This is a genomic window from Methanosarcina thermophila TM-1 (assembly GCF_000969885.1).
GTDB lineage: Archaea > Halobacteriota > Methanosarcinia > Methanosarcinales > Methanosarcinaceae > Methanosarcina > Methanosarcina thermophila.
Genome location: NZ_CP009501.1, coordinates 1637411 through 1657747, shown reverse-complemented (window position 1 = coordinate 1657747; position 20337 = coordinate 1637411). Strand labels below are relative to the sequence as shown.

General features: G+C 41.0%; 18 protein-coding genes. 10 read left to right on the top strand and 8 right to left on the bottom strand.

Annotated features, from left to right (window positions below):
- Positions 1-22: 22 nt before the first annotated feature.
- Positions 23-541, top strand: coding sequence for a proprotein convertase P-domain-containing protein (locus tag MSTHT_RS13765; RefSeq protein WP_052721851.1), 519 nt, complete (start codon positions 23-25; stop codon positions 539-541).
- Between the two features lie 552 nt (positions 542-1093).
- Positions 1094-2323: a histidine--tRNA ligase gene (hisS, locus tag MSTHT_RS07125; protein ID WP_048167180.1), complete on the top strand. Its 1230-nt coding sequence runs from the start codon at positions 1094-1096 to the stop codon at positions 2321-2323.
- A 682-nt stretch (positions 2324-3005) separates the two neighbouring features.
- On the opposite strand, the gene MSTHT_RS13760 is transcribed toward hisS, so the two are convergent.
- The gene (locus tag MSTHT_RS13760) at positions 3006-4034 is read right to left on the bottom strand and encodes a SpoIID/LytB domain-containing protein (protein ID WP_052721850.1); all 1029 of its coding nucleotides are present in this window, start codon (positions 4032-4034) and stop codon (positions 3006-3008) included.
- Positions 4035-5033: 999 nt separating this feature from the next.
- Between MSTHT_RS13760 and MSTHT_RS07115 the strand changes: the two genes are divergently transcribed.
- The 5 genes from MSTHT_RS07115 (at position 5034) to MSTHT_RS07090 (ending at position 9344) form a co-directional block, all read left to right on the top strand.
- Positions 5034-5801 (top strand): SDR family oxidoreductase, encoded by a 768-nt coding sequence (locus MSTHT_RS07115; RefSeq protein WP_048167179.1) that lies wholly within the window; start codon positions 5034-5036, stop codon positions 5799-5801.
- Positions 5802-6141: 340 nt separating this feature from the next.
- Positions 6142-6627, top strand: coding sequence for a hypothetical protein (locus MSTHT_RS07105; protein ID WP_052721849.1), 486 nt, complete (start codon positions 6142-6144; stop codon positions 6625-6627).
- 29 nt (positions 6628-6656) lie between these two features.
- A complete protein-coding gene (locus MSTHT_RS07100; RefSeq protein WP_052721848.1) occupies positions 6657-7328 on the top strand; it encodes a hypothetical protein in 672 nt (223 codons plus the stop codon).
- On the top strand, positions 7309-7953 hold the full coding sequence (locus tag MSTHT_RS07095) for a hypothetical protein (protein WP_281853505.1): 645 nt from the start codon (positions 7309-7311) through the stop codon (positions 7951-7953). The genes MSTHT_RS07100 and MSTHT_RS07095 overlap by 20 nt, the downstream gene beginning before the upstream one ends.
- Before the next feature lie 89 nt (positions 7954-8042).
- Positions 8043-9344 carry a hypothetical protein gene (locus MSTHT_RS07090; RefSeq protein ID WP_048167176.1) on the top strand — a complete coding sequence of 434 codons (1302 nt, stop codon included), beginning with the start codon at positions 8043-8045 and terminating at the stop codon, positions 9342-9344.
- 60 nt (positions 9345-9404) lie between these two features.
- Here MSTHT_RS07090 and MSTHT_RS07085 read toward each other — a convergent pair whose 3' ends face one another.
- Positions 9405-9719: a hypothetical protein gene (locus MSTHT_RS07085; RefSeq protein WP_048167175.1), complete on the bottom strand. Its 315-nt coding sequence runs from the start codon at positions 9717-9719 to the stop codon at positions 9405-9407.
- Between the two features lie 286 nt (positions 9720-10005).
- On the opposite strand from MSTHT_RS07085, the gene MSTHT_RS07080 reads away from it, so the two are divergent.
- On the top strand, positions 10006-10464 hold the full coding sequence (locus tag MSTHT_RS07080; protein WP_048167174.1) for a 30S ribosomal protein S15: 459 nt from the start codon (positions 10006-10008) through the stop codon (positions 10462-10464).
- Between the two features lie 225 nt (positions 10465-10689).
- Here the strand turns inward: MSTHT_RS07080 and MSTHT_RS07075 are convergent, their stop codons facing one another.
- The 6 genes from MSTHT_RS07075 to nadC form a co-directional block, all read right to left on the bottom strand.
- Complete coding sequence (locus tag MSTHT_RS07075) at positions 10690-11466, bottom strand: ABC transporter ATP-binding protein (protein WP_048167173.1); 777 nt, start codon at positions 11464-11466, stop codon at positions 10690-10692.
- Complete coding sequence (locus tag MSTHT_RS07070) at positions 11463-12545, bottom strand: FecCD family ABC transporter permease (RefSeq protein ID WP_048167172.1); 1083 nt, start codon at positions 12543-12545, stop codon at positions 11463-11465. Before MSTHT_RS07070 ends, MSTHT_RS07075 begins: the two co-directional genes overlap by 4 nt.
- A gap of 20 nt (positions 12546-12565) precedes the next feature.
- Positions 12566-13777 (bottom strand): iron ABC transporter substrate-binding protein, encoded by a 1212-nt coding sequence (locus MSTHT_RS07065; RefSeq protein ID WP_048167171.1) that lies wholly within the window; start codon positions 13775-13777, stop codon positions 12566-12568.
- A gap of 432 nt (positions 13778-14209) precedes the next feature.
- Complete coding sequence (locus MSTHT_RS07060; RefSeq protein ID WP_048167170.1) at positions 14210-15325, bottom strand: FtsZ/tubulin family protein; 1116 nt, start codon at positions 15323-15325, stop codon at positions 14210-14212.
- A 127-nt stretch (positions 15326-15452) separates the two neighbouring features.
- Positions 15453-16712: a BatD family protein gene (locus MSTHT_RS07055; protein WP_048167169.1), complete on the bottom strand. Its 1260-nt coding sequence runs from the start codon at positions 16710-16712 to the stop codon at positions 15453-15455.
- Positions 16713-17046: 334 nt separating this feature from the next.
- Positions 17047-17871 carry a carboxylating nicotinate-nucleotide diphosphorylase gene (nadC, locus tag MSTHT_RS07050; protein ID WP_048167168.1) on the bottom strand — a complete coding sequence of 275 codons (825 nt, stop codon included), beginning with the start codon at positions 17869-17871 and terminating at the stop codon, positions 17047-17049.
- A gap of 253 nt (positions 17872-18124) precedes the next feature.
- On the opposite strand from nadC, the gene MSTHT_RS07045 reads away from it, so the two are divergent.
- On the top strand, positions 18125-18940 hold the full coding sequence (locus MSTHT_RS07045) for an aspartate dehydrogenase (protein WP_082086795.1): 816 nt from the start codon (positions 18125-18127) through the stop codon (positions 18938-18940).
- A gap of 443 nt (positions 18941-19383) precedes the next feature.
- Positions 19384-20298 (top strand): quinolinate synthase NadA, encoded by a 915-nt coding sequence (gene nadA, locus MSTHT_RS07040; protein WP_048167167.1) that lies wholly within the window; start codon positions 19384-19386, stop codon positions 20296-20298.
- The last annotated feature ends 39 nt before the right edge of the window (positions 20299-20337 follow it).

Sequence of the window (20337 nt, the reverse complement as noted above, 5' to 3'; positions counted from 1 at the left end):
GTGGGATCAGGTTAGAAAATATATGTGTGATACTGCAGACAAAATTGATCCGAATAGAGGTAAATACATCGATGGCTATAGCAAAATGTTCGGCTATGGGCGAATCAACGCCTATAAAGCACTTAAGGCAGTTAAGGATGATATGGAAAACTCTTCCAGGGGAATTGTTGAAAAAAATATCCTTTCGGGAGTTGCAATACCTGATAACGATTTGAACGGAATTGTTAGCGAGATACAGATTGATGAAGAGGGCATTGTAGAATCTGTCGAAGCAGTCTCTGTCGATATATCTCACACTTATATAGGGGATTTATTTGTCTCACTGGTGAGCCCTGATAACACGGTTATACCTTTGCATGAAGGTGAAGGTGGAGGGAAAGATAACCTTAGCGAGACTTATGATTCTAAAAACAAGCCGGAATTGAAGCAATTTGAAGGAAAGAGCATTAAAGGCAAATGGCAGTTAAAAATAGTTGATAAATGGGCACAGGACCGCGGAACCTTAAACAACTGGGGGTTAAAAATTAAAGTTAAGACTTGATGCTCTTCTATTAAGCCCTGTTAATTAATACTCTATTAACTAATAATTTCTATTAATTAAATGAACTTTATTTTTTCTTTTATAGCTTTTTATTATCTCTGTGAAAGTTTAAATGGGTGCGGTATAGCTTCTTCTAAATGTATAGACTTCAATTTTCTCTAAAATACCTGCTGTTTACCTTGAATTTTCTATTGTTACCTTAGCTGAAAGTTGGGTTTATGTGATCAACTAAAATAAAAAGTTGAATAAAAACGGATACTCCAAAAATAGAAACCTTTTTTAGCTCTACTATTTTTGCCGACTTCATATAGTATCGAAAAAGTAAAATAGCTTGCTTTTAACTTAGTACAATCCAGACTCATTAAGGATCATCCAGATTCATCTGGAATCGCTAAGAATCATCAGAATCATCCAGACTAGCTGAAAAAGATCATATCTATCAGCAATATGCATTAACGATATGTATAAAGTTAGAAGAACAATAAAACCTGGTTTGAAGCTCAGTTAGTCAGGAAAATAAGGAATATTTGAGATTATCAGGTGCATTTAAAAATGATAGTTAACAGACCAAGAGGGACCCGGGACTTTTTACCTGCCGAGACTGCCCGGAGGAGATACGTGGAAAGTATTATGCGCGATGTCGCCCACAAATGGGGCTACAGTGAGATCATTACTCCCACGTTTGAACATCTTGACCTTTTTACCCTGAAGTCAGGGGAAGGAATAGTAGAGGAACTCTATAACTTTGAGGATAAAGGCGGCAGGGAAATGACCCTAAGGCCCGAGCTTACCGCCCCTGTCATGCGCCTGTATGTGAATGAACTCCAGTCCTTCCCGAAGCCCTTAAAATTATTTTATTTTGAGAACTGCTTCCGCTATGAACGCCCCCAGAAGGGTCGCTTCAGGGAATTCTGGCAGTTTGGGGTTGAACTTATCGGGAGCGGAAAACCCGATTCTGATGCCGAGGTTATTGCCCTTGCCGATGCCCTGCTAAAAGCTGCTGGAGTGAAGGGCGATATGAAGATTGGAAATCTTGCAGTCATACGCACACTCCTGAGCGGGCTTGAGCCCGAAATCGTAAGCAAGGTCATGCGCTTTGTGGACAAAAAAGAATATGCAGGCCTTGAAGCCCTGCTTGATGAGATCGGAACCGAGGAAAAGCTCAAATCAGACCTTTTCCACCTTATTAAACTGGAAGGCAAGTATATCCTCCCCGAAGTAATAAAAATTGTCGGGAATATTCCCGAACTCGTCAGTTTTGAGAAAACCCTCAATCTTCTTGATGCCTATGGGGTAGACTATTCCCTTGATTTCGGGATCGCCCGCGGGCTCGACTACTACACAGGCATGGTTTTTGAAGTTTATGCCGAGGGTCTCGGCGCCCAGAAACAGGTCTGCGGAGGCGGCTCCTACCAGCTTATCCAGCTTTTTGGCGGTGGAGACGTACCCTCAACTGGCTTTGGAATCGGTTTCGACAGGATAATGGAAATCTGCCCTCTTGAACCTCCTATGCCCAAAACCCTTGTCCTTGTATCGAAACCCAATGTCCATCGCGAAGCTATTCACTTTACAAAAGAATTAAGAAAACACGTTCCAGTCCACATAGACCTTATGGAACGCAATTTCAAAGCCCAGCTCTCCTATGCAAACGCCATCAATGCCGACTACGTTGTCATAGTCGGGGAAAAAGAATTAGAAGCTGGAAAACTTACGCTGAGAAATATGGTTTCAGGAGAACAGGAACTTCTGACGCTGGAAGAGATTATTGAGAAAGTTTGTTAAAAGCGAGGGTTTGTTAAAAGCAAGGAAAAGACAGCTCTTTTGAGGCTGTCTAAAAACTCGATTGATTCTACAGTTGGATACTGGATATTTGACTTAAAACCGGTAGAGATGTTCCAAGCTTCAGGTGTGAATTTAACGCATAGTCAAATACTCGAATATCCCAATTGTGGATCAAATTTAGGTTTTACACTATCTGTAGTGCCTTTTTGGTACTTACTAATTTCATTTTTAAAAACTGCTTATTCCGCCAGCCACTTTTTTAAATTCCTTCTTTTTTAATTAGAGAAACCTGAAACATAGGAATAAGACTCTAAAATATTGCTAAAACGAATCTTCTAAGTCTGAAGTATTGTAGAAAAATAACACTCAAAGAAATAGCAACGTTAAAGATCATTAATTGTAAATGCATACTTCAAAAAACAAGAATTTCAAGAGGTTAACCTTGAGATACTTGACTTTAAAAAATATTGACCTTCAAGGAACTAACCTTTTAGAGATTAATCCTTGAGGGGCTAATTTTTAAATGGCTAAACTTGAAGGAACCGACTTTTTGAGATTATTCTTAAAGCCTAATTCTCAAGAAACTACTTTTAGGTTAACTTACTGCTTATTGACAATTCAATGATATATCCTGATACCTTTGATTGCTTCTGCATTTTATGTTGATTTTTCATTTCGTGGATCAATTCGAGGTATCCACAGTAAACCCATACTTTTTACCAAGCTTGGTCAGATCCTTCTTCCCAGGTATCCCGTCACAGTATCTTGGCGCAGAACCAATAGACTCCTGCCATTTTTTATATGCTTTGATAGTAGCAGTTCCATAGCTTCCATCATATGCATATTTGCTGCTGAGTAATCCTTCTTTAGCCAAAGCTTCTTCAACAATCTTCACATCATCATCTGCATCTGGAGTTATTTCACCTTGTGGTCTTGCGGGGTCATTAGCTGCAGCTTTTCGAAGAACAGATAATGATACAACTTCGTCTTCGCTTGCTTTATTGGGTAATTTTGTATTTTTTGATTGTGACTTGTAATTAGACTTGGTTAAGTCAATTTTAGTGAGTATGATATCTTCACCGTAGAAGTATTTAAAAATGCTAATCCAATCATACCCTTTATTAGCTAGTTTATTTGCCTGAACTTGCCCCATACAACCCCGATTATATGGGTTTTTAGAAGGAGGGTCAGTTCTCCAACCCAGAGAAGTTTGATAAATACTATCTCCACTCTTTCCCTCATTGTAAGTAACATACTTTGCCGTATTACCAGTTCCCTTTACGTAAAAACTGCAAATTGTATCTCCATCATATTTTAAAATGAAACCATTTGTTTCAGAAACTGCTTTTTTGTGGTTCTTATTGAGGACTTTATTAGGATTATAGACTTGGTCCCTCTCATCATCATATAAATCAAAATTTGATCCACTTGGATGGTTTTTCTTGTAGTAAGCAAATGTTCTTGAAACCACAGCCTGTGCCTTCATGGATTCAAACGGAGCTTCACCATTTTCTGCAGCTACAACATACGGCAAATACTCAGTTTCTATATCTAATACCTCAATTTGACCCGTAGCAGTTCTATATACTCTTATGGTATCTTCGGTTGGGGTAACTGTCTTCTTTCCAGCAATACCGCTTGCTGCTGGAGCAGTTAAAGATATTACAAAGAATACTAATAGTAAAAATGCCAAAAGCTTTCTGTGAAACATCTGCTTTACTCACCTCTATCGTTGTATCTTTCAGAAGTTATAACAATTCTTTATAGTTGAACCCTAAAATAAAACATCATTTGTGACAGATTCGGTGTGTAAAGACTCTTGTAAAAAATAGACTCTCATACGTAATTTTTTTCCTTTTAAAAATTAATCCTAACTAAAAATTTTTAAAAGGGAAGGGTTTTAAACTTTAAGTACCATAAACAATTGGCTACGTTATACGACGAAGATCTATTCTTTGTCCAAGAATCTTTAGGTGGCATCGGGTCCGGCAACCTTGATGCCACTAAACTCTTAAATGCTTTTTTTGATCTTTTCAAATCACCTCAATAAATATTTCTGTAAATCAATAGATATTTCTGTAAAATAACTATAAAGAGTCTTCGGTTTTACAAAGGTAAACAAGACTATCTAAGATGATTTTTTCGTATTATATCTCATAAATACGAATTTCTTATGAAATAGATGATTATTAATAGTAAAATATACGGTTTTAACCCAAAAATTTAAATATCTATTAACAAATTAAAAAAATAAAAATAGTATAGTTTATTAAATTTGAGTTTTTCCTTATGCAATTATTCTTATCTTTAATTTTGGCTAAAGGTTGCCTTTGAAGCTAATAAACTTATTCCTATTATTACAGACTGTCATGCTTTTTAATATTTTAAAGAACTGATATAAAATTTATATTTTTCTAGCTTTTGCATATGGTTGGCTATAAAGCCTTTGCTCCTAAGACCAGTAATATCTGACTTGACAAATGACTTACATAAAAGTAAATCGAACAAAGTCCACAACGTTAACTTATATGCAGACCTATTCACTTTTCTGAAGACTTTTATATGTGCACGGATTCACAAAGAAATTATAAACTATACTTTAAAAGTTTATAGAGCTGATAATAAGCCTTATAAAGTCTCTGGATAAAATGCAATTTTGGGGACTAATACATAATCAATATTTAGCTAATAAAGTAAGGGGAGGGTTATAATGAAGAATCTTTTTGATTTAACTGGAAGAGTTGCTATTGTTACAGGGGCTTCCTCAGGGCTTGGAGTGGATTTTGCAAAAGCTCTGGCAAATCAGGGTGCAAATCTTGCTCTCATTGCACGCCGGGAAGATAAATTGAAGGAAGTACAGAAGGAAATTGAAAAGCTCGGCGTAACCTGCCGCTATTATGTATGTGATGTAATGAAAACCGATCAAATTCAGGATACTGTAGAGCGGGTGGAAAAAGACTTCGGCAGAATTGATATTCTTGTAAATAATGCCGGGCTCGGGCTTGTTGATGCTGCCGAAAAAACAACGGATGAGATGTGGCGCACAATGGTTGATACCAACCTGAACGGGGTTTATTTCTTTGCCCGCGAGGTCGGAAAAGTAATGTTGAAGCAAAAATACGGAAGAATCATTAACATAGGATCGATTCACTCAGTTGTATCAATGAAAGAAATGCCGGTCACAGCTTATTGTGCAACAAAAGGTGGGGTTTTAACGCTCACAAAGGCTCTGGCAAGCGAATGGGCAAAAGAAGGGATTACGGTTAACGCTATCGGACCAGGATATTTTGCTCTCGGAATGGCTGAAGGGGTTGTTGCTGATCCGGAATTTGCGAAAATCATTGAATTCATGTGCCCGATGGGACGCCCGGGAAGGTCTGGAGAACTGGATACGACAGTCCTTTATCTCGCATCCGATGCATCAACATATATTACAGGTCAAATGATTATAGTTGATGGCGGCTGGACCTCAATTTAACAAAAAAATTTCTGTTTTATAATTTTTATTTCTTTGAGTTTATAATATTTATTTCCTTGAGATATAAAAGATAAAACTCTCTTCAAATATTAATTTTCATATTTTTTCTATTTTTCAATAAAAACATAGCAAATGCTGGTGCGCCCATTCGCAAATTGGATAAAGCTGCGATTAAGAACACCTTAACTTCTGGATTTACGTCTTCACTCGGATTACTATTTCTTAGCCAAAAGAGTAAAAAATTTTTTATACTCTGGCAGGCTAAATTCATTATTCTCAACACTCAGAATTTCAGGAGTTCTGAATGGGGGGTTAATTTACGGTTAATGAAAGTCCAGTTTTGCCTCGTCGGATTGGAACTGACGAATCCGCTGTTACTTCACTTCCTTTCAGGCTTACGGTTTCAGGCGTCCTTTTTGTTGTAATTTTACTTCTCTCCTCAGTTTATCTTTTTGATTTTCTGGAGGAGGCAAAGGAGAAGACAGCTCTGGACGAGGTCTCAAAGCTTACGGCTGCTGCCGAACAGCTCTCACTGCATGGAGAAGGAAGTGAAATTTCCCTGGAACTCAGGCTTCCTGAAGGCGTGAGTGTGGATTTTGGGGCTCTGCCCGGCCGGGAAGACAAATGGCCTGCGGATGCGAATGATTACTGCATCCGTACAGCAGAAAAGGTCACGTTCTACTATTCTGCCGCTTCATTTTCAAATCCTGAGCTTAATGGGCCCGTATCCCTTGCTTCTGGCAGGCACAGGCTTCTTCTATCTACAAAGCTCGAACCAAAATCCGGAAGATTATTCGTACTTATTTCCGAAAAAGAAAGCCTTTAAAAAATCTGACACTCAGGAGAAGATTTGCTGTGAGAAATTTTGCTCAGGATGACTCGGCATGGGCCGATTTTCTAATCTCAAAGGCGGCACTCATTCTTGCAAGCGTTATTTTGTTTGCAGGAATCTTTCATCTGGCTGCAAGCTTTAAAGAGCTTGAGATTCAGGAACAGCTTGATTTTCTTTCCCGGGACTTTAAAACTGCGGTAGATATGATTGGATCAAGTAACTCAGGATCGGATAACCTAAGACCAGATAATTCAGGTTCAGATAATTCAGATCCAGGTAATCCAGGTTCAAATAATCTTCAGGCGGATGGTTACTATTGTTTTGAAGATGAGGAAATTTTCAGGAATTCGCCTTTTATGGAAGATCTAAAAATAAAAGTCTCGGGAGAATACATCTGTCTTGAAACCAAGTATCGGGAACGGAGTTTCAGGGCTGTCAAACCCTTTACATTCAGAGTTTTACCATTTAATGAATCTGTTCTGCATGAAAAGCTCAGTACTAAATTCGGAGCTCAGGGCGGTGAAGAAACTCCCCTTACAGCTGATTATGCCGAAATAGAAGCTTTTCTTCAGGCTGTCGGGACAGATGAGGCAGTTCTGGATCCAAATGAAAAAATTTCATTGAAAAAAGAGCTTATTTATGTAAAAGATGAGGAGGGAATTTCTGCTTTTGGCTGTGTCCTTGTTTATCAATGATTGGCTCAAGGTTCATCTCAAAAGTATTCTCAAAAATCCCATCGAGAAACTGCTGCCCAAAGATTGGTTAGTGACTGTGTATCTACCCTGCACCGCCATAAAGCCTGTAAAACAAAAGTGCTCCGTAATGTTCACTGACGAGCGAGCAATAATTGAACCCCATGCCGATTTGCTTTCCATAGCCCTCGCTGTCACAGGTTTCATGGTTTTTGCAGCCCTGATTTCGCAGACCTACTTCGGCTATGAGGACCGTTCGTTTGCCCTGGAGAATTACGAAAGCGCTTCCCTTCTTGCCGAAACCCTTGCTGACAATCCTATTCTGAAGACTGGAAGTTCAGGTTTGCTATCGGCAACTGCACTTGATTCTCTTTCGGATCCAGATGGATTCAATGAAAGAGAAAGGCTTTTTGCAAATTTTTCCGGGAACTACCGGTTTCTGGTTGAAATCCGCACAGAGGACGCCCAGTGTTGCTGGCGGATTGTACCGGACAATGTTGAACCTGAAGCTTTTGCCGATGGTAAGGAAAAGGTTGCAGCCTCTGTACCTGTTGTTATTGAGTTGAATCCCGCACAATCGGTGCCTGGATTCCTTACTGTCGTGATTTATAAGACGGCATGGATGTAAGAAAACCCGTAATAAATGACAGATATAAGTAAATTCTAAGCGGAAACAAGGCATGAAGTGTAAATATGGCTTGAGATGAGAGAGATCGCATGAAAAGAAGAAAAACTGAAGAAATCATAAAAGAAAGCCAGAGATCAAAGCTCCGAAGGCAGGGTAAAGTAGCGCATTTAAGAGCTTCTGAGATCTCCGGAAAGTACCGAAGGAAAAAAGCCGGGCTGGCTTCAAAGTGTTCAGGCTATTCCACAGTTTTTGATGCTATCTTTTTGCTTGTCCTGATTTCGCTTGCAGGTGTCGTGTTAATGCCCTCCATGAAGGCTGAAAATCAGTATTATGCAGCCGGCTACACTACTTCTTCAGAACTTGATGTTTATCTGCTTGAGTCGCTGCTTTCCTGTAAACTTGAGGATTTCGAATATGTAATTTCCCCTCTTGCTGCTCTTAATATCTCAGTACCTCAAAATTCATTTGTGGAAAATTCCTCTCATGCCCTCTTCGGGAAAGAGCAGAAACACAGGACTTTTGCTGACTTGGTCGCTGAATATCTTGCCCTTTCCCTGACAGTTTCAAATAATGATTCTTCGGTTTTTCTAAACCCTCTTGCTGCGAACTACTTTTCCCGGGATGCGGAAGTCCTCTCAGCGTATCTGGATCAAAAGACTGGAGGGAGATTCTCTTACAGGTTTGAAGCCTACTGGCATCCCATAAAAGCTTTTCCCATTCAAAGCGAACTTATTATAGGGGAAGAACCTCCTGAAAATGCTATCCGGCAAAGTACAGAACTTTCAATGCCTCTCTATGCCAGCACTACTTCAAAAACTTCTCTGCTTGCCTGTGTCAACGATTCCGTGCTTGAAGCTTCTTTTAACTCCTCAGATGAAGAAGCCAGTAAGATACTTTTTGAGGCTTTTAATGCTTCACTTGACGTTGCAGCTATTGAAGGAGCCGAAGCAGTTACCGGGTTGCTTTTCCCTTCGGATTATTTCGGATCGGTTTTCGGAGAGGAAACTGAGGAATCTTTCCAGATCCTGCTCTACGGAGTTTCCGAACGGCCTGCAGAGGGAATCTCTGGAGAAGAGGCTTTCGCAGCATATTTTTCGAATCTGCTTAAAGCCGGGTTCCCGATAGATTCTAGGACTCTTCCTGAAAATACGTCGGCGGCTGATCTTCCTTTACTTGAAGAACAAATGACCCAATATTTAAGGGATGAAATTAGAAACGCACTTGAAACTGAATTCTCAGATGAGATCAACGAAACGGTCTTTTCCATTCTTGAAGCTGAAAATCTTCAGAAAGCCCGGATGCTTCGGGACGAGCAGATTGAATCTGTTTACAGGCAGATAAACCCGGGCGGGGCGCGTATAATTTTGAGCTTCTGGAGTCCCTCGTCCTGAGCATAGAGAATATACTTGCCACTGAATCCTTTTATATAAATAAAGTTGAGTTTTTTATTTTTATTCAGGCATATGTATAATAACTGTCAATTCCTTTCCTTCAAGTTCTTGCCCTACAGAAGAAAGTCGTCCATTGCTCCTAAAAGCACCAGTGAATACTCGATCTTCAGGAGTAACCACAAGGTAACTTCGTTCTTTGTGTCCTACAATTATAGTTGCTTCCCTATTGGCATATTCTGTTTTTTTCGGAGCTGGATATCCTTTAGAATCAACGGTAAAGTATTCAACCTCATCGTTAAGGTTCGGGATTAATACCATATTACACAAAATTTTCATAGCAGTGGTCTTTGATGGTTTTTTAGGTTCTCCTGTCATACCTCTTTCTTATAAGACTCAGATTATATATTCTTTAGGACTTTAGAAAAGACTTAATCCTTCCTCTTCTCAACACAAAGTATATATGGTATGGTGCGTTCTCTAGTGATGTTTTTACCGAAAAATTTACGCTTTTGCAGGAATTCCTGAAAAGCCACGCAGCAGTTTGCTGTGGCGGATTAAAATCTCCCGATCGATGTATTGGTCCGTTATAGTCGGTAAAGATATAACTTCAGCCCGAAGAGCTTTCTTCAGGCATTGATCAATTGATATCAGGAGAAATATTATGGCAAAAATGCATACTAGAAGAAAAGGCAAGTCCTCTTCCACCAGGCCAAACAGAACTGAGCCGCCTGAATGGTGCAAGATCAGCGCAGACGAAGTTACAACAATTATTCTCGATCTCTGGAAGCAGGGAGTCTCCACAGCTGAAATTGGAATGACTTTAAGAGACCGCTACGGTGTCCCAGATGCCAAGCTTATCACAGGCAAGAAAATCACAACCATTCTTAAGGAGAACAATGTTGCTCCAAACGTCCCTGAAGACCTTACCAATCTGATTGTAAAGGCTCTCAGACTCAGAAAACACCTTTCTATTAACAAGAAAGATATCCATAACAGACGTTCCCTTAACCTTACCGAGTCCAAGATTAGAAGGCTTGTTAAGTACTACAAGCGGGAAAAGGTACTTCCGAAAGACTGGTTCTACACGCCTGAAACTGCAGAGGTGATGATTACCAGGTAAACACCTGGAAATCTTTTTTCACCTTTATGTTATTGTTTTTCTCTGTTTTACTCTGTTTTTTCGCTTTTTTCTGTTTTTCTCTGTTTTCCTGTTCTTTTCTGTCTTTTCCGACTTCTCCAACCGGCTTTGCTTCACTGTGTCAGTTATTTTTGCTCTTTTCTACTGCTTTTTAAGTTATTGCTAATTATTTCTTGAAGGAATTTCAGATCCTACCCTTTTTACAGGTTATTTTACGAGTGCTACTTCAGGATTTCCGGGAACTACGCACCGCATACCCGCAATCTCTCCGATAACTACTGGCAAGCCATATACTTCCTCGATTACCTGAGGTGTAATCACTTCGGCTCCTCCGTGTGCATGAACCTTTCCATCCTTCAGGAGAATAAACCTGTCTGCGTACCTGAGAGCCTGGTTAAGGTCGTGCATGGTCATAACGGCTGCAATCCCGTGTTCAAGGACAATCTGCCTGATAATGGCAAGGATCTCAACCTGGTTTCTCAGATCAAGGCTGCTTGTGGGTTCGTCAAGGAGGAGGACTTTTGGCTCCTGTACGAGGGAGCGAGCGATTGCGACTTTCTGGAGCTCACCCCCACTCATCTCGTCGATATAAGTCAGGCGCAGTTTTTCCATTGAGAGCAGCCTGAATACCGAGTCGACTATTTGAAGATCTTTTTCGGTTACATCCCATTTGATATGGGGTCGTCTTCCGAGCAAGACTGCATCAAAAGCAGTCAGCCTTCCGGTTTCCACCCTCTGGGGAACATATCCTACAAGGCGTGCAATTTCCATTGTTCCAAGGTCAAAAAGGTTATTCCCATCAAGATGAACTGTTCCTCCTTTAGGACGGAGAATCCTGTTAAGGCATTTTAAAAGTGTAGTTTTGCCAACTCCATTGGGTCCAAGGATCGCTACAATTTCTCCTTCATCAATAGAAAAAGCAATTTCGTGAAGGACTTTACGGTTTCGATATAGGAATTCAAGCTCTTCTACAGATAGAATCATCTTTTGTACCCCCTGAGAAGTAAGTAAATGAAAGCAGGTGCTCCCATGAAAGCCGTAAGGACCGAGACAGGAAGCACGTATGGTGATATTATAAGCCTGGCTGCGGTATCCGACACCAGAAGCAAGATTCCTCCAAATAGGGCGGAACCGGGTATCAGGTATTTCTGGTCGTCTCCTATTACTCTTCTAACCATATGAGGGCAGATAAGCCCTATAAACCCAATAACCCCAAGGAAAGCAACAATCACTGCCGAGACTAGGGCTGAAATTACCATGCTTGTTAACCTTATCCTCTCCACATTGACACCAAGACCTTTTGCGGTCTCATCACCTGCGTCTATGGCATTGTAGTTCCAGCAGTTTACAATAAAGAATAGGATTGCAAGCAGCACAACGCTTGTCATTATCTCAAGTTCCACCCAGTTTACCCTACCTACATCTCCAAAAGTCCAGAATACGACTGCTGCAAGTTGAGTATCGTCAGCAAAGTACTGGAGAAACATCGTGCCTGCGGTGAAGAGAGATGAAAGTGCAACTCCTGCAAGCACCATTACCTCGGGTGAAGTTCCCCGGATTTTCGAGATTAACAAGATCACTCCGGTTGCAAGGAGGCAAAAGAGGAAAGCTACCGTTGTAGTCATGTAAGGGTTGTTTATAATAACAGCATCTGCAACTGTGGATTGCATCTTGCCGGTGCCCAGAACTACTACAGACACTGCAGCTCCAAAAGCACCGGCATTTGAAACGCCGAGCGTAAATGGAGATGCTATCGGATTACGCAGGATGGATTGCATCACAACCCCTGCAACTGAAAGTCCAGCTCCTGCAACTATTGCAGCTAGAGCTTGAGGGAGCCGGATATTCCAGACAATCCTCCATATGTTCTCATCAGATTTGGTTATGGGTTCCTGACCTAATAATGTCTGCACCACTTTATAAAAAGGGATCTCTACCGCTCCTACCGAGATTGAGTAAACAAGCATAAAGAAGAGGAGCAGTAGCCCCCCCATGATCCAGAAGTACTTCCTGCGCACATATGCGAGATAGTCTTCCGGAACGGCTCCACTGGCAAAATGCACCTGTTTTTACCCTCCATCCATCATAGCGGAATCTGTTTGAACCCTAAATTGTCGTACTGTTCGTTAAGGTCCGAAAATACGGGTTTGCCAACAAAGAAAGTGTATATCTCGTCAGCCTTTGCCTCAGGATCGATATCTTCAAACCTGTCCGGATAGAGCACTTTTCCAATAAAATAAGCATTTGCCAGCACGGACTCATAGTTGGTGCTGTAGAAGTTATAGGGGATTACTCCATACACTTTGCCGTTCTTTACTGCCGAAAGCCCTTTAAGTGACGCATCACTCTTGAGTTCTCCAACTGCACCTTCATTACCGAGCTGGAGGGTGCCAACATCAATAAATATATACTCTGGATCCCAGTCTACAAGAGCCTCTTTAGCAATATCCGCATGTTCTGTGCCCATGCCGGCTGCGACATTATCTGCATTTACCCAGAGGAACGGCGCGTAAGCAGGCTCTGTGGAGACTATTCCGTGAGCTCCTGACATACTTACTCCACCAACATAGACCGTCTTTCGTTCGGATTTCGGAATGTCCGCAGTCCTGCTTTCAAGATCCTGCATGGTAGCCTCGATATAAGCAATTACCTCTTCTGCTCTCTCCTGTTTGCCTACAGCCTCGCCCATAATCCTGAGAGAACTATACATTTCGGCTTTTTGCTCCTCATTGTTCAAAGACCCGTAAGGGAATGAGATAACAGGGATACCGGTTTTACTCTGAAGGGTGTCAGCTTCAGCAGCAGCCTGTGTCGATGCCTGGCCAGTTGTGCTGCTTTTCAAGATAATCTGGGGGTTAACCTCAATGAGCTTCTCAGGATCATCCTTGCCTCTGAACTCACCAATCAGGGGATAGTCTTTGAGCTGCGGATTTGCAAGGAAATAGGGGCGGCCTTCAATCTCATTTACCTTTTTCTCCATGCTATCGACTCCTACTACATAATCCTCAGCCTGGAGGTATACAAGGTAGCGCAGACAGCCGGATCCCGAGCAAACAACCTTTTCCACGTTCCCGGGTATGGTCACTTCTCTGCCAAACCCATCCGTGAGTGTAAGCTCTGCTGATTCAACTCCTTCATTGGCATCTACAGCTCCTGAAGCTTCCGCCGGAGCCGGTACTTCAGAATTATCAGCCGAAGTAGAATCCTCAGCACATCCCGAACTAATAACTAGGGCAGCAATGAGTATTCCAACTAGGATAATTTTATTTAATTTAATACTATATCCCACTTTCATGTTATTTTCCTCTGTAATTAGAGAGTGAAAGTATTACATAAAGCTAACTTAATTTATCTGTTTATTATTTATATCTTAAAAGATTCTCAAAATTGATGAGCTATTATAACTTTTAAAGCCTGATGAACATAAACTAGCAGCACTATCTGAGTTCAGTCTGAGTTCAATCATTGAAATCGACATCTGTGAATGCTTCTTTTTTGTAGATTTAAAGCTGCAAAAGATTAACTTCATGAAAACTGATCGAGTAAGAAAAGATTTATTTCATGAAAACTGATCGGGTAAGCTTTGATTAAAATTAGATAAACTCCTCAAAAGGGATAAAGCTCGGATAATGAAAGTTAAGATAAGTGAAAAATAAATGAAAATTGAATAATACAGGATGAAATCAAATAATAATATTTATTTTGAGGCTATCCACAAAAAGTTAATTCAGTATTCAGGTTCCAGTCCCTCGATCATGGAAAATGTTTTATCCAGTTCGGATTCTTTTTCTACCCTCTGTTTTTTCTCCTTTTCCTGCTGAATCGCCTGGATGGCTATATTATACAGTTTTTCCATCTCATGAGCTGACTCCAGAGTGAGTACGGACAGAACCTGGGGATACTCTCCACTACGTACGATTATTCCCTTAAAGACATGCCCTATGGCTCTGGATAGTTTTTCGATTTCATCTGAGATATCATCTACGTTCAGGTACTTGCGGTCGCCTTTTATAATGATCATTGCACGGCTTGCTTCCTTATATACATCTGTGGAAAAGAGAAGTCCAGCTGGAGAGAGGGTACTCTGGATTGCAGTTTTTATAGATGTTTCCTTGTCTGATTTAAAAAAGCCCATTGTTGCAAGACCTGCTCCCCCGCTCATAACAGATTTAAAGTCCCCAAGGTCAGTTACCATCATCATTTCACTATCAAGGGCATCGAGCAAGAAAAGAATGCGTTCGGCAATCATGTCGTTAATGCCGTTATAGGCTTCCTGAATGCTTCCTCCAATGTTTTTAAGGTACTGGTTATCTGCAAGGATTATCCCATCTGTTCCGCTCTGGCGGATTTCCCGGATTGAAAAAGCAGTGTTCTGAAGATAAAGCGTTCCTTCCTCCCTGAAAGGAAGCACAACAAGGCAATAAACAGGATAGTTATACCTATTCTTCATTTCTTTTACGAGCAGAGGGGTAAAAGAAGAACCTGTTCCTCCTGATGCCGAGGTTATCACGAAAGCAATATCAAAATTTCCCCTTTCCTCGATCTGCCGCATTATTCTCTCTTTTTTTTCTCCAAAAACCTGTTTTCCGATATTCCGGTTTGCACCAACCCCATGCAGATGCTCGATATGGATTCTATCTTTTGCTTTCGTAAATTTCATTTCCTTGAGATCGTTAATTGCAGTGTTCAGTGCAAGAGTCTCAACGTGGCTCTTAAATTTCTGCCTGGAATAAAACCTGGCAAGTCTGCTGCAGTTTTTCCCCCCTCCCAGAGCACGCCGGTTAATAGCATCAAGAATTCTGTTCCCACACTGCCCATTTCCTATTATCAGTATATTAAGCAAAAAACTCCTCCGTTTCGAAGATATTCCGAGATCTTCCTGCTGGAGCTAGTTCTCAGCTTTTATGATCTACGGTTACACTCCCCAGAGTTTTACCTCGAATTGTTTTTCTAATATCCCACCAATTATTCTAATATCGATATTCTTTATGCTTTCTATATATATGGATACCCACAGCTGCCAGAATAATGGTAGAAACTACAATATACAGCGGACTTTTAATTAAAAAATCGAACTTTCCTTCTTTCACATTTATATTCAAAGTGGTTGAATTATTATTCACCTTTTGATTCTGTGCCTCTATGCCGTTATTATATTCATAAGAAAGCCTGGAACTTATGTTATAGATTCCCACTTCTTTTGCCCTTAAAGTGTATGTGAATTCTTTATCATTATTTGGTTCCAGGGTTTCAATGTATATCCTGGGGGTTCCACCGATGGACTCGATGCCTTCTTCCCCTCCCACATATTCAAAGCTTTCAGGAAGATGGATATCAACCCGGACAGCCTGTGCAGGAGCATTACCTGTGTTTCTCAGGATAATGCTCGAGGCTATTTTTTCATTCCTTTCTACGGATAAGCTGTCAACGTTCATTCTGGCTTCCACGTTTGCATGCAATTTGTTTCCTTCACTCACAGTTATGGAAGGTATGTTAGAAGATATCTGGTAGATCTGCCCGATACTATTGGTGTAGCTCGCATTAACAGCTTTGAGGTCAAAAGTTCCCGCAGCGGTTGCCTTTAATTTATATATATAAACGAGCGTTTCAGGGACTGATTCCCCATGCTCCATTTTAGGAATCGTACTTGGGACTTCATATATGGTTTCTTCAAGGACAAAGTGTTCTTGCTTCGGGTCTATAAACGTGATGTTATTTGCAGTATCGTTTCCGATATTCTTTGCCTTTACCGTAACAGTTACAGTTTCTCCGAGTTTGATTTTCGATTTATCTATGCTTTTTGTTATCACGACTTCAGGGTCACCTGCAAAAACTGCTTCAGATCGCCCATTTTCAAGAAGTTTGTTTATATAAAGGTCTCCTGGATTGTAGTTTGACAGCGTAATCACAACCGTGGCAACTCTCCCGCCATGCACCGACTTAAGACGCATCTCGACTTTGCCCTTTTCCTCAAAACTAAAATTGGCAGTCTTGTTTACACCCAGCAAGCCGTCCTTTACTTCTTTATCTTTCTCATAAACATAGTATGAGGCTGTATTGGCTTCTGGAAAAATATCAGTAAATTCGATTATGTAATTATTAAGCTGGTATGCCTGCCCTTCCTTAATGTCACCTTCATATATTGCAGTTTTTGCCGATGCTGTGCTGCCAGATCCCAGCAGAATGAAAAACGCAAGTAACAAAGTTGTATGAATCTTTTTCAGTTTCACTTCTGCTACCCCAAAGACCCTGATAAAAAAGCCTGTCTATAACAGATTACTACTTAAATGTTTTAGATAAGCTTTTTTAACAGTAATTTCACTCCCTTGACCCTAAATATTTTCAACAAAAACAAATATAAAGTTTGTGATCTCTTTTTATTCTTTTTTAAAAGAAAAATCTGAAAATAAGCCTTTAGACCTGTGAATTCGGTTTCTAACCGAACTTTAAAGCTAACGGATTTTTTCCTGATCTATTAACAACATAAATTTTATGATTTACCTGTTTCTCTTATCTCCTTTTTTATATTTTATATTCCTTCCTGTTGCTACCTTAATAAGGGTTTTAACTCATTATTTCCAGGCTGAGATCTATCCATCTGGACTTATGGATAAGAGAACCCATAGATATTACATCCACTCCCGTTTTTGCATAATTTTCAAGGTTTTCCAGGGAAATCCCTCCGGATGCTTCCACAATAACTGAGTCTCTAAGTCCTTTTTCTTTAAGGATTTCCAGTGTTTCCCTGACGGCTTCGGGCTGCATGTTATCCAGCATTATAATATCAGCTCCGAGTTTTGCAGCGAGCACGGCATCTTCTGCAGACTCCACCTCAACTTCTATTTTCCGGGTGAAGCTGGTTTTTTTCGCAGCATTAATTGCAGCTTCTATTCCCATCAGCTTGACATGGTTATCCTTAATCATAACCGAATCAGAAAGGTTGAACCTGTGGGTGTCTCCTCCACCCGCAGCCACAGCCAGTTTTTCGAATTTCCTTATGCCTGGAGTGGTTTTTCTGGTGCATGCCACCCTTGTGGTCTCAGAATGCTTCCTTACTATATCCACGCATGCTCGGGTAAGGGTTGCAATCCCGCTGAGGTGGCCAAGGAAATTCAGGACAAGCCTTTCTGCTCTAAGGATAGATACAGCTCCTCCCTTTAGCCTGAAAATTATATCGCCTTCTTTGACATGGTCTCCATCTTTAAGCGTCGTCTCATCCTGAACTCCAAGATAGCAAAAAATTGATTCGGCTTCTTTAATTCCGGCAATAACACAGGCTTCTTTCGTAAAAATAATGGCTTCTACAGGTTTGTCAGGTACAATAGTGCACGAGACATCATCGTATCCTAGATCTTCTTCTATAAATCTTTCAACTTCTTTAATAAGCATAATTTTACCCTGCTATGTTATGATCCCGTAATTAATAAGAGGTACGGTGTCCTTGCTACCGGATTATGTAAAAACAGTAGAAAGCAGTCTATATATGAATAGAGAAAGGTAAATCTTCTACTAAAGGGGCTCAGCAGAAGATTTAAAGATAGGAAATGGAATACAGTATCCCTGTCCTCAGGCTTATGAAGCCTGCTGCTAGAAGTAATAATAAAACAACATGATTTTATTGGTTGTTTCTCAGGAGCCTGGAATGCTGAAAATAGGAGTTATTGGTTGCGGATTTATTGGCGGACAGATTTGCAGAGCTATTGATAGCGGGGCTTTTGATGCGGAGCTGTATGCTCTTTTTGACTCTTCTCAGAGCAAAGCCCTTAAACTTACAGCCTCCCTGAAAAGGTACAGCCCTGCATATATGAGAATTGAGGAGTTACTGCAAAGCGTAGACCTTGTTATTGAAAGTGCCTCTCAAAACGCTGTCAGACTTATAGTACCTCAGGCTCTTGAAGCAGGGCGTGATGTAATGGTACTCAGTGTAGGTGCGCTTGCGGATGAAGAACTCCGGGAAAAACTCTTCAGGCTTGCAGAACAGAACAATTGCAAGCTGTATTTCCCTTCAGGAGCAATCGTGGGTATAGATGGAATAAATTCCGCCTCGGCTTCCGAAATTTCCTCAGTTACCCTTACTACCCGAAAACCGCCTCTGAACCTTGCAGGAGCCCCACACATTGAAGCCCTTGGAATTGAGCTTGAAAAGATCGAAAAAGAAACCCTGCTTTTCGAAGGGCCTGCGTCAGAAGCGGTCAAAGCCTTTCCTGCAAACGTAAATGTTGCAGCTACGATAAGCCTTGCAGGTATAGGCTTTGACCGGACGAAAGTAAAAGTAGTAGCCGACCCTTCCCTTTCCAGAAACGTGCATGAGATAACCGTAGAAGGCAAATTCGGCAAATTTTTCACCAGAGTCGAAAATGTTCCCTCCCCTGAGAACCCGAAAACAAGTTACCTTGCAGCCCTCTCTGCAATCTCCACCCTGAAGAAAATCCTGAGCCCGGTCCAGATAGGTACCTGAGCTCGGAAAAAGCAAGAATTTAACTTGCCGCCTAACACTTTTTCTCACAATCAGAAATCTAATATTTCTTCTCTAGTTTACCTGAGTTGAAGAAATTGTCAACCCATAACGAGACGGAACTTGGGAAGCGAAAAGAGAAGCGTACTGTTGCACTTGCAGTGCAACTCCCAGAAAATCTTTGTTTTTCTGTGATCCCGAAGCGCAATTCGGGCGAGACTCATAAATATTATATAGTGCGGAAGAGTTAAGCACGTAAGTTCCCAGAAGCAAATGGTATATGTACAAAAAGAGTATACTGGATAAGGTTTCCTTTGTTTAACTCTTTTCTACATCCATTTGCCTGTTAGACTTCCGTTAAATTAAAACTGGTTATCTCAAGCTTGACCTTCAATCTCAGATCCGAGTCTTATTTTCGGATTTTGTTTCAAAAACCAGGTGGTCAAATGCAGCAAGCAGAGCTTATTGAAAGGATCAAAGAACTCAAATTAAAACGAAATGCAGTTATTCTTGCTCATTACTATGCCCGTCCTGAGGTTCAGGATATTGCAGATTTTGTCGGAGACTCTCTTGGTCTGAGCCAGGAGGCTGTCCGTCAGACTGCTGATATTATTGTTTTTTGCGGTGTTCATTTCATGGGAGAAAGCGCTGCAATTCTCTGTCCTGACAAAACTGTCCTTTTGCCGGAAATCGATGCCACCTGCCCTATGGCAGACATGGTGGATATTGAAGGTCTCAGGCGAGAAAAGGAAAAGCATCCCAATGCCCTGGTTGTTTGCTATGTTAATAGTTCGGCTGCCATCAAGGCTGAATCTTACATCTGTTGTACATCGGCTAATGCCGTTGAGGTAGTAAATTCACTGGATGTCGATGAAATTATCTTTGTGCCTGATAAAAACCTGGCTGCCTACGTTGAAGCTAGGACTGACAAAAAAATCATTCCCTGGGAAGGACACTGCCCCACTCACCACCAGATCCTGAGAGAGGACGTCCTTAGAATGAAGGAAAAGCATCCTGAAGCTAAGTTTATTGCACATCCCGAGTGCCGCCCTGAGGTTCTGGAGCTTGCAGACCACATAGCAAGCACACGAGGGATGATTATGTATGCAAAGAACTCTCCTGCAAAGGAGTTTATTATAGGTACGGAGTGTGGACTTCTCCACGGTATCCATAAAGCAGCCCCTGAAAAGAAATATTATTGCATTTCCGAATTCACCTGCTGCCCGAGCATGAAAATGATCAATCTTGAGAAAGTCCTGATCTCCCTTGAAAAAATCCAGCATATAGTGACCGTTCCTTATGACGTCAGGATCAGGGCAAAAAAAGCGCTTGACCGTATGCTTGCAGTAAAAATCCGATAAAGGTCTGGTACTTTAAACCTTGCAGCCTCTAACGATTTA

Bases quoted from the DNA above. Each gene is read 5' to 3' on its own strand.
- MSTHT_RS13765 (WP_052721851.1), top strand. From the start codon at position 23: ATGTGTGATACTGCAGACAAAATTGATCCGAATAGAGGTAAATACATC.
- hisS (WP_048167180.1), top strand. From the start codon at position 1,094: ATGATAGTTAACAGACCAAGAGGGACCCGGGACTTTTTACCTGCCGAG.
- MSTHT_RS13760 (WP_052721850.1), bottom strand. From the start codon at position 4,034: ATGTTTCACAGAAAGCTTTTGGCATTTTTACTATTAGTATTCTTTGTA.
- MSTHT_RS07115 (WP_048167179.1), top strand. From the start codon at position 5,034: ATGAAGAATCTTTTTGATTTAACTGGAAGAGTTGCTATTGTTACAGGG.
- MSTHT_RS07090 (WP_048167176.1), top strand. From the start codon at position 8,043: ATGAAAAGAAGAAAAACTGAAGAAATCATAAAAGAAAGCCAGAGATCA.
- MSTHT_RS07085 (WP_048167175.1), bottom strand. From the start codon at position 9,719: ATGACAGGAGAACCTAAAAAACCATCAAAGACCACTGCTATGAAAATT.
- MSTHT_RS07080 (WP_048167174.1), top strand. From the start codon at position 10,006: ATGGCAAAAATGCATACTAGAAGAAAAGGCAAGTCCTCTTCCACCAGG.
- MSTHT_RS07075 (WP_048167173.1), bottom strand. From the start codon at position 11,466: ATGATTCTATCTGTAGAAGAGCTTGAATTCCTATATCGAAACCGTAAA.
- MSTHT_RS07065 (WP_048167171.1), bottom strand. From the start codon at position 13,777: ATGAAAGTGGGATATAGTATTAAATTAAATAAAATTATCCTAGTTGGA.
- nadC (WP_048167168.1), bottom strand. From the start codon at position 17,871: ATGCTTATTAAAGAAGTTGAAAGATTTATAGAAGAAGATCTAGGATAC.
- MSTHT_RS07045 (WP_082086795.1), top strand. From the start codon at position 18,125: ATGCTGAAAATAGGAGTTATTGGTTGCGGATTTATTGGCGGACAGATT.
- nadA (WP_048167167.1), top strand. From the start codon at position 19,384: ATGCAGCAAGCAGAGCTTATTGAAAGGATCAAAGAACTCAAATTAAAA.